Here is a 15,611-nt window from a genome sequence, read left to right on the forward strand (position 1 = left end):
GGCCCTTCGACCTGGGGTCGTGCCGGCTACATCAAGGGGGTCAGGAAGCGGCGGAGCGCCTCTTCGTAGCGGACCGGATCGGCGTTCCACATGGCCGCGTGCGGGGCTTCCCGGACGGTGTGGAGGCTGATCAGGTCTGGGCGGCGGGCGGCGAGTTCGCGCGACGGCTGCCAGGGGGCGAGGGTGTCGTCGGGGCCGTGGAAGATCAAGGTCGGCACCCGCATGGACCGGGCGTCGGCTGCTTCGAGCAGCCGGTCGCCGTGCAGTCCGGTCCTGCCGCGGGCCGCTCGGACGGCGAGCGGCAGCAGCGGCGTCGGGGTGCGGTGGGCGTGGGCGAGGGCGCGGAGTGTGGCCTGCCAGTCGAGGACCGGTGAGTCGAGAACGAGGCCTCTGATCCGGTCCCGCAGCGCGGAGTTGGCGGCGGCGTGCAGCGCCATCGACGCGCCGGTGGACCAGCCGTGCAGGACGACGCGCTGGGCGCCGTTGCTGACGGCGTAGCGCAGGGCCGCGTCCAGGTCGCGCCATTCGGAGTCGCCGAGGTGTCCGAGCCCGTCCGGGGGCCTGGGAGCGTCCGGGTCGCCGCGGTAGCCCAGGCCGAGTACCGGGAACCGGTGAGCGTGCAGGAAGGTCAGGAGGTTCAGGGGATGTTCGCGTGTGGTGCCCAGACCGTGCACGGCGATCACCCAGGTGTCGCGCGGCCCTGACACGAACCAGGCGGGCAACGGGCCCAGTTCGCCCGGGATGTCGATGTCCTTGTGGTCGAGCCCGAGCGCGGTGGACGGGTCGCCGGTGTGCACCTGCGGAGTGAGGCGCACCCGGGCGCCGGGCTCCAGTGTGCCGTGGCTGACGCGCACCAGCCGGCGTACGAGCGTGTCGGCCGGATGCGGCACTCCGTCGAGCACGGGACCGACGACCGCATGGACGCCGGGGCCGTCGATTCCGTATGTGCCGGGGCGGCCGGAGGCGAGGCTGCGGGTCAGCGTGACCTGGCCGGCGGCCGTGGCGTGCACCGTGAGCCGTGGGTCGCCGGGGAGCGGGCGGCCGGGCGGGGCCTTGAGCGCGGCATCGCTCGCGTAGCGGCCGGCCGCGATCGCGGCCGCGCCGACGCCGATCAGTGTGGTGACGGCTGCTGCCGTCGCTATAGCCGGGCGCACCGTTCCAGTGTCGGCACCGGCGAGCAGGGTTGCCAGTGGGCGGGGGCCGCGAGTGTCGGGGCCCGGGCCTTCGCGTGCCCGGCCGTGCGGGTCAGGGCTGCTGGCCGTAGCCGCGGAGCTTGTCCGCGACCTCGCTCAGCTGCGACCCGGAGAGCAGGGTGGGCGTGTGGCCCGGGACCGAGGACGCGGCCAGCCAGAGGCGGCACATCCACTCCAGCTGGGCGGTCCGGTCGTAGGCCTGGTCGAGCGTGTCGCCGTAGGCGACGGTGCCGTGGTTCTGCAGCAGGCACGCGGTGCGCTGCTCCAGGGCGCGGAGCATGTTCCCGGCGAGCTCGTCCGTGCCGTACAGGGCGTACGGGGCGACGCGGACCGGGCCGCCGAGTGCAGCGGTCATGTAGTGGATGGACGGGAGCACGGGCACCAGCGTGGAGACCGCGGTGGCGTGCACGGCGTGGGTGTGCACGACGGCCCCGGCATCGGTGTTGCGGTAGACCTCCAGATGCAGCGGCAGCTCACTCGTCGGTCTGAGCTCACCGAGGACCTGACGGCCGTCGAGATCGACGGCGACGACGTCCTCGGGTGTGAGCCGGTCGTACGCAACTCCGGTCGGGGTGACCAGGACGAGTGGGCCGACCCGTATCGAGACATTTCCCGAGGTGCCCACGACGAGGCCTTCCGCCGCCGTCCTGCGGGCGGTGGTGACGAGGTCCCGCCACGCCTGTTCGATCGCGTCCTGCCGCGGCTGATCGGTCATGGGGACGATTCTTTCAGGCCCTTGTCGACAGAACCCTCAGGCTAGGACACCTTGCATACGGAGTTAGTTAATCTTCCGTTCACTTGGGTTAACTACGGTCTGCGCGCCACTGACGTCAAAAGATTGCCTGGGTAAATGGAACACATCACGCTGCTGCTAGCGATCGTGATCGTGACAGCCCTCGTGTTCGATTTCACAAACGGTTTCCACGACACCGCCAACGCGATGGCGACGACCATCTCGACCGGCGCACTGAAGCCCAAGACCGCGGTGGCCATGTCCGCCGTGCTCAACCTCGTCGGCGCGTTCCTCTCCGTTGAGGTCGCCAAGACGATCTCCAGCGGCATCGTCACCGAGTCAGGCATCACTCCCGAAGTCATTTTCGCGGCGCTCGTCGGCGCCATCCTCTGGAACCTGCTGACCTGGCTGATCGGGCTGCCGTCCAGTTCCTCGCACGCCCTCATGGGCGGTCTGGTCGGAGCCACCGTCGCGTCGGTCGGCATCGGCGGCGTCAATGGCGGCACCGTCGTCACCAAGGTCCTGATCCCCGCGATCGCGGCCCCGCTGGTCGCCGGCGTCGCGGCGTACCTGGCCGCCAGGCTGACGTACCGGATCGGCAGGAACACCGACGAGAAGGCCACCGCGAAGGGCTACCGCGCCGGCCAGATCGCCTCGGCGGGCCTGGTCTCGCTGGCCCACGGCACCAATGACGCCCAGAAGACGATGGGCATCATCACGCTGGCGCTCATCGCCGGCGGCGTCCTGTCCCCCGGCTCCAATCCGCCGGTGTGGGTCATCATGGCGGCCGGTCTCGCCATCGCCCTCGGCACCTACCTCGGCGGCTGGCGGATCATCCGCACCATGGGCAAGGGCCTGACCGACCTCCGCCCGCAGCAGGGCTTCGCCGCCCAGACCAGCGCGGCCAGCGTCATCCTCGCCTCCTCCAACCTCGGCTTCTCGCTCTCGACGACGCACTCCTGCTCCGGTGCGGTGATGGGCGCGGGCCTGGGCCGCAAGGGCGGCGTGGTCCGCTGGTCCACCGCGACGCGGATGTTCGTGGCCTGGGGTCTGACCCTGCCGGCCGCGGCGCTGGTCGCGGCGGGTTCGGAGTTCGTGACCAAGCAGGGCGACTGGGGCGTGGCGGCGGTCGCGGTCTTCCTGGTCGGCGCGTGCGCGGCGATCTGGCTGATCTCGCGCCGTCAGGTGATCGACCACACCAACGTCAACGACGTGGACGCCGACCCGCTGGACATCGCGACGCCGGTGCAGGACCTCAAGACCACCATCCCGGCCCCCGCGACCGGCTCGGAGCCGGCCCGCGCGGCGGCGCTGTAAGGACGGATCAGCATGAACATCGACTGGGCAGCCCTCGGCTCCGTCTTCGGCGTCAGCCTCGCCGCGACCGTGGCCCTGGTGGGCCTGTTCACCCTGGGCGTGGTGGGCCTCAGCAAGCAGGAGTCGGCGACGCGCGGTGGTTCCGCGGCGCTGGCGCGGAGCGGGGCGTACGCGTGCTTCGGGCTGTGCTCGGCGGCCGTGGCGTACGGGATCTATCTGATCGTGATCTGACGGCACAGAGCCATCACCAGCCCCTGGCCGGGCCGGGCCACCGTTCGCGTGGCCCGGCCCGGTTTCTGCGCGCACGGACCTCCTCGACGCCTGTTTTCGGCGGATAGGTGAAATCCGGCCTTGAGTGTGGGACTCCGCACACCGTCCCACCGCAGGTCAAAGGCAAGTTGACGGGTGTTCGCGCAGCGTGGTGGACTGCCGAGGCCAGCGAGGGGGTGTAAAAGACACCCTCCAAGGCGGCAGCAGAGGAAGCCGGTGCGAATCCGGCGCGGTCCCGCCACTGTGAACCGGGAAGCACATTCCCGGGAGCCAGGAACTCTCACCGCCTGTCACGTCGAACCAGGGCGCGGACACCCTGAGTGAGGACATATCGCCATGCCCGGCTGCGGTTCATCTCCTGCTGTCAGTACTCCTGTTGTGCGTCGAAGGTTCGTCCCAGGCGGAATGCCGGTCTGAAGCCATGCGTGCCGACCGTGTATTCGTGTACGGCGCCACCGCCGGCCTGGCCGGTGATCTGCTGCTCGGCGACCCTCGTCGCGGGCATCCGGTCGCCGTGTTCGGGCGGGCCGCGGGCGCAGTCGAGCGTGTTCTGTGGCGTGACCACCGCGGGTGGGGGGCGCTGCACGCTGCCGTGTGCGCCGGTGGTGCGGCCGCTGTCGCCGCGCTGGGGGCCCGTTGCGTACGGGAGTCCCGTGCCGCCTCCGTCGCGCTGACTGCCGCGGCCACGTGGGCCGTTGTGGGCGGCACGTCGCTGGGCCGGGAGGCGCGGGCCGTCGGCGGCGCGCTCGCCGCCGGGGACGTGGAGGTGGCCCGGGAGCGGCTGCCGCACCTGTGCGGGCGGGATCCGCAGTCGCTGGACGAGCAGCAGATCGCCCGTGCCGTCGTCGAGTCCGTCGCCGAGAACACCTCCGACGCGGTGGTGGGCGCGCTGGTGTGGGGCGCGGTCGCTGGTGTCCCGGGGCTCGTCGGCTTCCGGGCGGTCAACACACTGGACGCGATGGTCGGTCACAAGTCGTCCCGGTACCGGCGGTTCGGCTGGGCCTCGGCGCGCCTCGACGATGTGGCCGGATGGCCGGGCGCTCGGCTCACGGCGGGCCTGGCGGCGCTGGCGGGCGGCGACGCGCGCGGGGCCGTACGGGCGTGGCGGGCCGATGCGGGGCGGCATCCGAGCCCGAACGCCGGGCCCGTGGAGGCGGCGTTCGCGGGAGCGCTGGGGGTACGGCTGGGCGGGACGCTGTCGTACGGCGGACGGGTCGAGCACCGGCCCGTGCTGAACGGCGGCGGGCGGGCGGTTCAAGTCGCCGACATCGAGCGGGCGGTGAGGCTGTCTCGGCGGGTGAGCTGGCTGGCCCTGGGGGTCAGCGTCGCCGGACGGCTCGTGCTCGGGCGGAGGGCAGGCTCATGAGAGGCGGAGGACTGCTCGTCGCGGGCACGACCTCGGACGCGGGCAAGAGCGTCGTCACCGCCGGGATCTGCCGTTGGCTGGTGCGGCAGGGAGTGAAGGTCGCGCCCTTCAAGGGGCAGAACATGTCGCTCAACTCGTTTGTCACGCGCGAAGGCGCCGAGATCGGGCGCGCCCAGGCCATGCAGGCGCAGGCCGCCCGCGTCGAGCCCAGCGCGCTGATGAATCCCGTGCTGCTGAAGCCCGGCAGTGACCGCAGCAGCCAGGTGGTGCTGATGGGCAAGCCGGTCGGTGAGCTCAGCGCTCGCGGCTACCACGGAGGACGGCAGGAAGCGCTGCTCTCCACCGTCGTGGAGTGCCTGGAGGAACTGCGGGGCACGTATGAAGCCGTGATCTGCGAGGGGGCCGGCAGTCCGGCCGAGATCAATCTGCGGCGCACGGACATCGTGAACATGGGCATCGCACGCGCCGCGCGGCTGCCGGTCCTCGTCGTCGGCGACATCGACCGCGGCGGCGTCTTCGCCTCCTTCTTCGGTACGACGGCCCTGCTGAGCCCCGAGGACCAGGAACTGGTCGCCGGATACCTGGTCAACAAGTTCCGCGGCGATGTGTCGCTGCTGGAGCCCGGGCTGGACATGCTCGAAGGCCTCACCGGGCGGCGTACGTACGGCGTGCTGCCGTACGCGCACGGGCTCGGCATCGACGAGGAGGACGGGCTGCGCGTCTCACTGCGCGGGGCCGTGCGCGAGTCGGTGGTGGCGCCGCCCGTCGGGGACGATGTGCTGCGGGTCGCGGTGTGCGCCGTGCCGCTGATGTCGAACTTCACGGACGTGGACGCGCTGGCGGCCGAACCGGGCGTCGTGGTGCGGTTCGTGGACCGGGCGGAGGAGCTCGTCGACGCCGATCTGGTGGTGGTGCCCGGCACGCGCGGCACGGTCAACGCACTCGCGTGGCTGCGGGAGCGCGGGCTCGCCGATGCGATCGTGCGCAGGGCCGCCGAGGGCCGGCCGGTGCTCGGGATCTGCGGCGGCTTCCAGATGCTCGGCGAGCGCATCGAGGACGAGGTCGAATCCCGGGCCGGAGCGGTCGACGGGCTCGGGCTGCTGCCGGTGCGCGTGCGGTTCGCCCGGGAGAAGACGCTGGCGAGGCCGGTCGGCGAGGCACTGGGTGAGCGGGTCGAGGGGTACGAGATCCATCACGGCGTGGCCGAAGTACTGGGCGGCGAGTCCTTCTTGGACGGCTGCCGGACCGGCGCGGTCTGGGGTACGCACTGGCACGGCTCGCTGGAGAGCGACGGCTTCCGCCGGGCCTTCCTGCGCGACGTGGCGTCAGCCGCCGGCCGGCGTTTCGTGCCCGCGCCCGACACCAGTTTCGGCGGGCTGCGCGAGGAGCAGCTCGACCGGCTCGGCGACCTGATCGAAGAACACGCGGACACGGATGCGCTGTTGCGCCTGATCGAGACCGGCGCTCCGTCCGGTCTCCCGTTCATTGCTCCGGGGGCACCTTCATGACAGTTCTGCTTCTGTCCACCGCCGACACGGATCTGCTGGCGGCCCGCGCCTCCGGCGCTCCGTACCGGATCGGCAACCCGACACGGGTCGATGTCGCGCAGGAGCTGCCCGGGCTCGTCGAGGGCGCGGACATCGCCGTCGTACGCCTCCTCGGCGGCAAGCGCGCCTGGGAGGACGGGCTCGCGGCGCTGAAGGCGTCCGGGATTCCGACCGTGCTGCTCGGCGGAGAGGCCGTGCCCGACGCGGAGTTGATGGCCGAGTCGTCCGTGCACGCCGGTTCCGTGGCTGAGGCGCTGCGCTACCTCGTCGAGGGGGGCCCGGGGAATCTCGTGGAGCTGTCGCGCTTCCTCCTCGAGGACGTGCTGCTGGCGGGGCAGGGTCGTGCCGGAGGCACGCAAGACAGGCACAGCGCCGAGCCGGCGAAGATGGCGGAGTGGGGCGTGCACGGCGCCCGCGCCCACGTCGAGGGGCGGCCGACCGTCGGCGTGCTGTTCTACCGCGCGCACGAGCTGTCCGGGAACACCGGCTTCGTCGACACCCTCTGCGACAAGATCGAGGAGCGGGGCGCGAACGCGCTGCCCGTGTACTGCGGTTCGCTGCGCGGCGCGGACGACGCGCTGTACGAACTCCTCGGCAGGGCCGACGCGCTCATTGCCACCGTGCTGGCGGCCGGCGGCACCCGCGCCAGTGACGCCAGTGCGGGCGGCGACGACGAGGCGTGGGACATCGGCGCGCTCGCCGAGCTGAACGTGCCGGTGCTGCAAGGGCTGTGTCTGACGTCCTCGCGCGCGGCCTGGGACGCCTCGGACGCCGCGCTGTCGCCGATGGACGCGGCGATGCAGGTGGCGATCCCGGAGTTCGACGGGCGGCTGATCACGGTTCCGTTCTCCTTCAAGGAGCAGGGCCCGGACGACGTTCCGGTGTACGTGGCGGATCCCGAGCGGGCCGGGCGGGTCGCCGGGATCGCCGTGAGGCACGCCAGGCTGCGGCACAAGCCGAACGCCGAGAAGAAGCTCGCGATCGTGTTCACCGCCTATCCGACGAAGCACTCGCGCGTCGGCAATGCGGTGGGCCTGGACACTCCGGCCTCCGCCGTGCGCGTGCTGGACGCACTGCGCGACGCCGGTTATGCGGTCGAGGGGTATCCGGACAACGGCGACGAGCTGATCCACCGGCTCATCAACGCCGGCGGCCACGACGTGGAATGGCTGACCGAGGAGCAGTTGGCCGCCGCTCCGGCGCGCGTGCCGCTCGCCGACTACCGCGCCTGGTTCGACAAGCTGGAGCCCGGGCTGCGCGACGGGATGCTGGAGCACTGGGGCGAGCCGCCGGGCTCGCTCTATGTCGACGGCGACGAGATCGTGCTCGCCTCGCTGCAGTTCGGCAATGTCGTGGTGATGATCCAGCCGCCGCGCGGCTTCGGCGAGAACCCGATCGCGATCTACCACGACCCGGACATGCCGCCCTCGCACCACTACGTGGCGGCCTACCGCTGGCTCGACAACACATTCGGCGCGGACGCGGTCGTGCACATGGGCAAGCACGGCACGATGGAGTGGCTGCCGGGCAAGGGCCTCGGACTGTCGGCGGGCTGTGGCCCGGACGCCGTGCTCGGCGAGCTGCCGCTGGTCTACCCGTTCATCGTCAACGACCCCGGCGAGGGCACCCAGGCCAAGCGCCGCGGCCATGCCACCGTCGTCGACCACCTCGTGCCGCCGATGGCGCGCGCCGACACGTACGGCGATCTGGCAAAGCTGGAGCAGCTCCTCGACGAGTACGCGCTCGTCAGCGATCTCGACCCGACGAAGGCTCCGGCCGTACGGGCGCAGATCTGGACGCTCGTGAAGGCCGCCGAGCTCCACCACGACCTGCATGTCGACGAGCAGCCGGACGACGGCGACTTCGACGAGTTCGTGATGCATATCGACGGCTATCTCTGCGAGATCAAGGACGTGCAGATCAGGGACGGCCTGCACATCCTGGGCGGCGGGCCCGAGGACGAGGCCCGGGTCAATCTCGTGCTGGCCGTGCTGCGCGCCTCACAGGTCTGGGGCGGGCAGGCCAATGCGCTGCCCGGCCTGCGGGCCGCGCTCGCCGAGCACTTCGGCCTGGTGGAGAAGGAGCTGCTGGGCGAGCCCGGTGCGCCGGTGAAGGTGCCGGTGGAGCTGACGGAGCTGGTCGACGGTCCCGCCCGGACCGGCGCGGACGCGATCGATCTGCTGGAGCAGCTGTGCCGGCGGCTCGCGGAGGGCATGGAGGAGCGCGGCTGGGATCTCACGGCTGCGCGCGGTCTCGTACGCGAGGTGCTCGGGACCGCTGTGCCGTTCGGGGGGACACCCCCCGAACCCCCCTGCCCGGACGCTGTCGCCGTGCTGGGCTTCGCCTGCGAGGAGGTGGTGCCGCGGCTGGCCCGTACGACGGACGAGATCGACCACATTCTGCTGGCGCTGGACGGCGGTTATGTCCCGGCGGGCCCGTCGGGTTCGCCGACCCGCGGTCTGGTGAACGTGCTGCCGACCGGCCGCAACTTCTACTCCGTGGACCCGAAGGCCATCCCGTCACGGCTGTCCTGGGAGGTCGGCCAGTCGCTGGCCGACTCGCTGGTGGCGCGGTATCTCGCGGACACCGGCGCGTATCCGAAGTCGGTCGGCCTGACGGTGTGGGGCACGTCCGCGATGCGCACGCAGGGCGACGACATCGCGGAGATCCTTGCGCTGCTGGGCTGCCGGCCGGTGTGGGACGACGCGTCGCGGCGGGTCACCGGCTTCGACGTGGTGCCGGCCGCTGAGCTGGGCCGGCCGCGGATCGATGTCACCGTCCGCATCTCCGGCTTCTTCCGGGACGCCTTCCCGCACGTCGTGGGCCTGATCGACGACGCCGTACGGACGGTGGCCGAGCTGGGCGAGCCCGCCGAGTCCAACTACGTACGCGCGCACGCCGACGAGGACACGGCGGAGCACGGCGACCGGCGGCGCGCCACCGCACGGATCTTCGGCTCCAAGCCGGGCGCCTACGGCGCGGGTCTGCTGCCGCTGATCGACGCGCGGAACTGGCGCAGCGACGCCGATCTCGCCGAGGTGTACGCGGTGTGGGGCGGCTATGCGTACGGGCGCGGGCTCAACGGGCGGGCGGCGCGCGGCGACATGGAGACGGCGTTCCGGCGGATCGCGGTCGCCGCGAAGAACGTCGACACGCGTGAGCACGATCTCGTCGACGCGGACGACTACTTCCAGTACCACGGCGGCATGGTGGCAATGGTGCGCCATCTGACCGGCGAGTCCCCCGAGGCGTACGTCGGCGACTCCGCCACGCCCGACCAGGTGAAGACGCGCACGCTCGGCGAGGAGACGCACCGGGTGTTCCGGGCGCGGGTGGTCAATCCGCGATGGATGGCGGCGATGCGGCGGCACGGCTACAAGGGTGCCTTCGAGATGGCCGCGACGGTGGACTACCTCTTTGGGTACGACGCGACGGCGGGCGTGGTCGACGACTGGATGTACGAGAAGCTCTCGGCGGAGTACGTCTTCGATCCGGAGAACCGCGAGTTCATGCAGAAGTCCAACCCGTGGGCGCTGCGCGGGATCACCGAACGGCTGCTGGAAGCGGCCGACCGGGGCCTGTGGGCGGAGCCGGACGCGGACACGCTGGAGCGGCTCCGTGCGACATATCTCGAGCTCGAAGGTGACCTGGAGGGAGACGAGTGAGCACCCCGTACCCGTTCACAGCGATCGTCGGGCAGGACGATCTGCGGCTCGCGCTGCTGCTCAACGCCGTGTCGCCGCAGGTCGGCGGCGTGCTCGTGCGTGGTGAGAAGGGCACGGCCAAGTCGACGGCGGTGCGCGCTCTTTCCGCGTTGATACCGCAGGTCGACATCGTCGCCGGGTGCCGGTTCTCCTGCGACCCCGGTTCACCGGACCCCGCGTGCCCTGACGGGCCGCACGAGGCCGGAGGAGCCGCCACGCGGCCGGCCAGGATGGTCGAGCTGCCGGTCGGCGCCTCCGAGGACCGGCTCGTCGGCGCGCTCGACATCGAGCGGGCGCTGGCCGAGGGTGTGAAGGCCTTCGAGCCGGGGCTGCTCGCCGACGCGCACCGCGGGATCCTCTATGTCGACGAGGTCAATCTGCTCCATGACCATCTCGTCGATCTGCTGCTGGACGCGGCCGCCATGGGCGCGTCGTATGTCGAGCGCGAGGGCGTCTCGGTGCGGCATGCCGCGCGTTTTCTGCTCGTCGGGACGATGAATCCGGAGGAGGGCGAGCTGCGTCCGCAGCTGCTGGACCGCTTCGGTCTCACCGTCGAGGTCACTGCGTCGCGCGAGCCCGATCAGCGTGTCGAGGTGGTGCGGCGGCGGCTCGCGTACGACGACGATCCGGCCGGGTTCGCCGACCGCTGGGCCGGTGACGAGAACGCGCTGCGGGCCCGGATCGTGGCCGCTCGTGCCCTGCTGCCCGAAGTACTGCTCGGGGACGGCGCGTTGCGGCAGATCGCCGCGACGTGTGCGGCCTTCGAGGTGGACGGCATGCGCGCGGACATCGTGATGGCGCGTACGGCGACCGCGCTGGCCGCGTGGGCCGGGCGTACGGAGGTGATCGCCGAGGACGTGCGGCAGGCCGCGCTGCTGGCCCTTCCGCACCGCAGGCGGCGCAATCCCTTCGACGCGCCGGGGCTCGACGAGGACAAACTGGACGACACGCTCCAGGAGTTCGGCGACCAGGACGACGATCCCGATCCCGGTCCGGACGGGCCGGGAGGCGGTGGCGGCGGTCAGCCTCCGCAGGGCGGTCCCGACGCGCCGCCGCAGGGCGAGGAGCCCGCGCGGCCGCAGGAGGCCGACGGCGGCGAGCCCCAGTCGGCGGGCGGCGGGGAGCAGCAGGCCGTACGGGCCGCGGAGCCGTTCCGTACGAAGGCGCTGAGCGTGCCCGGCATCGGCGAGGGCGCGGCGGGCCGCAGGTCGCGGGCGCGGACCGAGCACGGCAGGACGACCGGCGCTCGGCGGCCGCGCGGTGCGCTGACCAAGCTGCACCTCGCGGCGACCGTGCAGGCCGCGGCCCCGCACCAGCGGGCGCGCGGACGCAGCGGCCGGGGACTGGTGGTCCGCCGGGACGATCTGCGGCAGGCGAACCGTGAAGGGCGCGAGGGCAACCTGGTGCTGTTCGTGGTGGACGCCTCGGGGTCGATGGCGGCCCGGCAGCGGATGAGCGCGGTCAAGGGCGCGGTGCTCTCGCTGCTGCTCGACGCCTACCAGCGGCGCGACAAGGTCGGCCTGGTCACCTTCCGCGGCAAGGACGCGGAGGTGGCGCTGCCGCCGACGTCCTCGGTGGACGCGGCCGCGGCCCGGCTCGAACTGCTGCCGACGGGCGGGCGCACGCCGCTGGCCGCCGGGCTGCTGAAGGCGCATCACGTGCTGCGGGTGGAGCGGATGCGCGATCCGTCGCGCCGGGCGCTGCTCGTCGTCGTCACGGACGGCCGCGCGACGGGCGGGGTCGATCCGGTGGCGCTGGCCTCGCGGTCGGCGCGGCTGCACGCCGCGGAAGGGACGGCGGCGATCGTCGTGGACTGCGAGTCGGGGCCGGTGCGGCTCGGGCTGGCCGTCGAGCTTGCCCGCGATCTCGGCGGGACCGCCGTGACGCTCGACGAGCTGCGGGCCGACGCGATCGCCGGGCTCGTCAAGGATGTTCGGACCGCCGCAGGATCCGCCAGGAGGGCCGCGTAATGCCACAGGGACAGCCGACCGTCGTACCCGAGGACGGGCTCACCACGCGCCAGCGGCGCAACCGTCCGCTGGTCGTCGTGCACACCGGCGTCGGCAAGGGCAAGTCGACGGCCGCGTTCGGGCTTGCGCTGCGGGCCTGGAACCAGGGATGGCCGATCGGGGTGTTCCAGTTCGTCAAGTCGGCGAAGTGGAAGGTCGGCGAGGAGCGGGCGCTGCGCGTGCTGGGCGCTTCGGGCGAGGGCGGCAGCGTCGCGTGGCACAAGATGGGCGAGGGCTGGTCCTGGGTGCAGCGTGACATCGAGTCGAGCGAGGACGCGGCGCGCGAGGGCTGGGAGCAGGTCAAGCGGGACCTGGCGGCCGAGACGTACCAGCTGTACGTGCTGGACGAGTTCGCGTATCCCATGCACTGGGGCTGGGTGGACACGGCCGAGGTGGTCTCCGTGCTGCGGGACCGGCCGGGGACGCAGCATGTGGTGATCACCGGGCGCAACGCTCCTGCGGAGCTGGTCGACCTCGCCGATCTCGTGACCGACATGTCGAAGGTGAAGCACCCGATGGACGCCGGTCAGAAGGGGCAGCGGGGCATCGAGTGGTAGCACGTCTCGTCATCGCCGCACCGGCCTCGGGCAGTGGGAAGACCACGGTCGCCACGGGGCTGATGGCGGCGTTCGCCTCGGCGGGCCTCGCCGTGTCGCCGCACAAGGTCGGTCCCGACTACATCGACCCCGGCTATCACACGCTCGCGACGGGCCGGCCCGGCCGGAACCTGGACGCGTACCTGTGCGGTACGGAGCTGATCGCGCCGCTGTTCGCGCACGGCGCGGCGGGGTGCGACGTGGCCGTGGTCGAAGGCGTGATGGGGCTGTACGACGGTGCCGCGGGAGCGGGTGAACTGGCGTCCACGGCCCAGATCGCGAAGCTGTTGCGGGCGCCGGTGGTGCTGGTGGTGGACGCGTCCGCGCAGTCGCGGTCGGTGGCGGCGCTGGTGCACGGGTTTGTGACCTGGGACCCGCAGGTGCGGGTCGGTGGCGTGATCCTGAACAAGGTGGGGTCACAGCGGCACGAGGAGTTGTTGCGGGAGGCGTTGGAGGAGGCGGGAGTGCCGGTGCTGGGGGTGCTGCGGCGGGCGGATGCCGTCGGGACTCCGAGCAGGCATCTGGGACTTGTGCCGGTGGCCGAGCGGGCGGCGGACGCGGTGGCCTCCGTCGAGGCGATGGGTGAGCTGGTGCGGCAGGGCTGCGACGTGGAGGCGCTGCTCGCGTTGGCGCGGGGCGCGCCGCCGGTGCAGGCCGAGCCGTGGTGCCCGGATCCGGGCGCCTCCGCAGGCGTGCGGCCCGTCGTCGCCGTCGCCGGCGGGGCCGCGTTCACGTTCTCGTACGCCGAGCACGCCGAGCTGCTGACCGCCGCCGGCGCGGATGTCGTCACGTTCGACCCGCTCCGGGACGAGCAGCTGCCCGCCGGGACCGCCGGGCTTGTCATCGGTGGCGGGTTTCCGGAGGTCTACGCGCCCCAGCTCAGCGCCAATGAGCCGCTGCGCAAGGCCGTTGCCGAACTCGCGTACTCCGGCGCGCCCGTCGCCGCCGAGTGTGCCGGGCTGCTGTATCTCGCGCGTTCGCTCGACGGCCAGCCGATGTGCGGTGTGCTGGACGCCGAGGCCCGGATGGGTGAGCGGCTGACGCTCGGCTACCGCGATGCCGTCGCCGTGACCGACAGCTGCCTCGCGGCCAACGGGACGCGGATGCGCGGGCACGAGTTCCACCGGACGGTCGTCGCGCCCGGCGCGGGGCACGCTCCCGCGTGGGGGCTGCACCGGCCGGAGCGGCGGCTTGAGGGCTTCGTACAGCAGGGCGTGCATGCGAGCTATCTGCACACGCACTGGGCTTCCGAGCCCGGCACGGCCCGTCGGTTCGTGGACAGATGCAGTGTGGACAGACGCAGTGTGGAGAGGTGCGCGTGATGAGCAGGCTGATCGGTGTCGGAGTGGGGCCCGGTGACCCGGAGTTGGTGACCGTGAAGGGCGTGCGCGCGCTGCGGGAGGCCGATGTCGTCGTCGTGCCGGTGATGGACACGCTGGAGCGGGGTCGTGCCGAGGCGACGGTGCTGCACTATGTCGACGCGTCCAAGGTCGTACGAGTCGTGTTCGCGCTGAACGAGCGGACCGACCGGGCCCGTCGCGAGGCCGCCTGGGACGCGGCGGGCGACCGGGTGGCCGAACTGCTGGGCCGCCACGGCACGGTGGCGTTCGCGACGATCGGCGACCCGAATGTGTACTCCACGTTCACCTATCTCGCGCAGACCGCCGGGTCACTCGTGCCGGATCTCGTCGTGGAGACGGTGCCCGGCATCACCGCGATGCAGGATCTCGCGGCCCGCAGCGGCGCGGTCCTCACCGAAGGCACGGAGCCGCTGACGCTGGTGCCCGTGACCGCGGGCGCGGCCGTGCTCAAGGACGCGCTGGAGGGTCCGGGGACGGTCGTGGCGTACAAGTTCGGACGGCTCGCTGCGGAGGTGGCGACCGCGCTGCGCGAGACCGGGCGTACCGAAGGCGCGGTGTGGGGTTCGGCGCTCGGGCTGGCGGAGGAGTCGATCAGGGGCGCGTCGGAACTGGAATCGGAGCTTGAAGTCGGTCCGTTGCCGTATCTGTCGACGCTGATCGCGCCCGCTCCGCGCGACGGCGGCAGAGGAGGCAAGCTATGAGCGTCCGGAGCGCCGGCGCCTCACTCGGCGATGCCCACCACCAGCCAGATGAAGCCGACTCCCGCCGCCGTGCACAGCAGCGTGGAGCGAGCCGGATGCGTGTGGTGCGCCTCGGGCAGGATCTCGGCGGCGGCGAGATAGAGCAGTGCGCCGCCGAAGAACCCGAGATAACTGCCGAGGAGTTCGGTCGGCAGCGTGAACAGGACCGTCGACGCCGCGCCGACGACCGGTGCGAGCGCGTCGGCGACCAGCATCGCGGTCGCCTTCCGGCGGCTGTTCCCGTACATGCTGGTGATCGTGTACGTGTTGAAGCCGTCGGCGAAGTCATGCGTGATGACGGCGAGTGCCACTGCCGCGCCCATCGTCTCGCCGACCTGGAAGGCCGCGCCGATCGCGATGCCGTCCATCAGGCTGTGGCCGACCATCGCCGCCGCCGCGGTCATGCCCACCTGCGGAGTCCGCTCCTGGCCCGTGCCATGCGCGGCCCGGCGTACCGCCAGCAGCCGTTCCACCAGGTGCGCGGCGAGGAAACCGACGACGAACAGCAGCAGCGCCTGCGGTACGCCGAAGACCTGGGTGCCTGCCGCGTCCAGCGCCTCCGGCAGCAGGTCCAGGCCGACGACGCCGAGCATCAGTCCGCCGGACAGGCCCAGCACGAGGTGCCGCCGGTCGGTGACGCGCCCCGCCGTCCAGCCGCCGAAGAGCGTCATCGAGAACGCGCCGAGCGCGACGAACACCGCCATGTGCCCTTGCTAGCGGATTGATCCGCTCGTTCGTCATGTTCTGCGCCCATCCCGGATTTCGATCCGCCCGA

12 protein-coding genes and 1 riboswitch are annotated in these 15,611 nt (G+C 72.0%); of the genes, 9 read left to right on the forward strand and 3 right to left on the reverse strand.

Translation table 11 applies throughout. The annotated features are described in order from the left end of the window. Positions 1-26: 26 nt before the first annotated feature. Together ACH4YL_RS32675 and ACH4YL_RS32680 are read right to left on the reverse strand one after the other, a co-directional pair. Positions 27-1,154, reverse strand: a complete 1,128-nt coding sequence (locus ACH4YL_RS32675; RefSeq protein WP_398511114.1) for an alpha/beta hydrolase — start codon at positions 1,152-1,154, stop codon at positions 27-29. Positions 1,155-1,245: 91 nt separating this feature from the next. Then, the gene (locus ACH4YL_RS32680) at positions 1,246-1,908 is read right to left on the reverse strand and encodes a class II aldolase/adducin family protein (RefSeq protein ID WP_398511115.1); all 663 of its coding nucleotides are present in this window, start codon (positions 1,906-1,908) and stop codon (positions 1,246-1,248) included. A 135-nt stretch (positions 1,909-2,043) separates the two neighbouring features. On the opposite strand from ACH4YL_RS32680, the gene ACH4YL_RS32685 reads away from it, so the two are divergent. The 9 genes from ACH4YL_RS32685 (at position 2,044) to cobI (ending at position 14,797) form a co-directional block, all read left to right on the forward strand. After that, entirely contained in the window at positions 2,044-3,243 is a 1,200-nt protein-coding gene (locus ACH4YL_RS32685; protein WP_398511116.1) for an anion permease, read from the forward strand. A gap of 12 nt (positions 3,244-3,255) precedes the next feature. Continuing rightward, positions 3,256-3,474: a hypothetical protein gene (locus ACH4YL_RS32690; protein WP_398511117.1), complete on the forward strand. Its 219-nt coding sequence runs from the start codon at positions 3,256-3,258 to the stop codon at positions 3,472-3,474. Positions 3,475-3,718: 244 nt separating this feature from the next. Beyond that, positions 3,719-3,793: riboswitch (cobalamin riboswitch) on the forward strand. Between the two features lie 141 nt (positions 3,794-3,934). Further along, positions 3,935-4,879, forward strand: a complete 945-nt coding sequence (locus tag ACH4YL_RS32695; protein WP_398511118.1) for a cobalamin biosynthesis protein — start codon at positions 3,935-3,937, stop codon at positions 4,877-4,879. Continuing rightward, positions 4,876-6,387: a cobyric acid synthase gene (locus tag ACH4YL_RS32700; RefSeq protein ID WP_398511119.1), complete on the forward strand. Its 1,512-nt coding sequence runs from the start codon at positions 4,876-4,878 to the stop codon at positions 6,385-6,387. Before ACH4YL_RS32695 ends, ACH4YL_RS32700 begins: the two co-directional genes overlap by 4 nt. Next, positions 6,384-10,091, forward strand: coding sequence for a cobaltochelatase subunit CobN (gene cobN / locus ACH4YL_RS32705; protein ID WP_398511120.1), 3,708 nt, complete (start codon positions 6,384-6,386; stop codon positions 10,089-10,091). Before ACH4YL_RS32700 ends, cobN begins: the two co-directional genes overlap by 4 nt. Continuing rightward, the gene (locus ACH4YL_RS32710; RefSeq protein WP_398511121.1) at positions 10,088-12,100 is read left to right on the forward strand and encodes a putative cobaltochelatase; all 2,013 of its coding nucleotides are present in this window, start codon (positions 10,088-10,090) and stop codon (positions 12,098-12,100) included. The genes cobN and ACH4YL_RS32710 overlap by 4 nt, the downstream gene beginning before the upstream one ends. Then, a complete protein-coding gene (gene cobO / locus ACH4YL_RS32715; RefSeq protein WP_398511122.1) occupies positions 12,100-12,696 on the forward strand; it encodes a cob(I)yrinic acid a,c-diamide adenosyltransferase in 597 nt (198 codons plus the stop codon). The genes ACH4YL_RS32710 and cobO overlap by 1 nt, the downstream gene beginning before the upstream one ends. After that, a complete protein-coding gene (locus ACH4YL_RS32720) occupies positions 12,690-14,057 on the forward strand; it encodes a cobyrinate a,c-diamide synthase (protein ID WP_398511123.1) in 1,368 nt (455 codons plus the stop codon). The genes cobO and ACH4YL_RS32720 overlap by 7 nt, the downstream gene beginning before the upstream one ends. Next, on the forward strand, positions 14,054-14,797 hold the full coding sequence (gene cobI, locus ACH4YL_RS32725) for a precorrin-2 C(20)-methyltransferase (RefSeq protein WP_398511124.1): 744 nt from the start codon (positions 14,054-14,056) through the stop codon (positions 14,795-14,797). The genes ACH4YL_RS32720 and cobI overlap by 4 nt, the downstream gene beginning before the upstream one ends. 20 nt (positions 14,798-14,817) lie before the next feature. Here the strand turns inward: cobI and ACH4YL_RS32730 are convergent, their stop codons facing one another. After that, the gene (locus tag ACH4YL_RS32730; protein WP_398511125.1) at positions 14,818-15,540 is read right to left on the reverse strand and encodes a ZIP family metal transporter; all 723 of its coding nucleotides are present in this window, start codon (positions 15,538-15,540) and stop codon (positions 14,818-14,820) included. Between the last annotated feature and the right edge of the window lie 71 nt (positions 15,541-15,611).

The sequence above is a fragment of the Streptomyces sp. NPDC020681 genome (assembly GCF_044334895.1).
Lineage (GTDB): Bacteria > Actinomycetota > Actinomycetes > Streptomycetales > Streptomycetaceae > Streptomyces.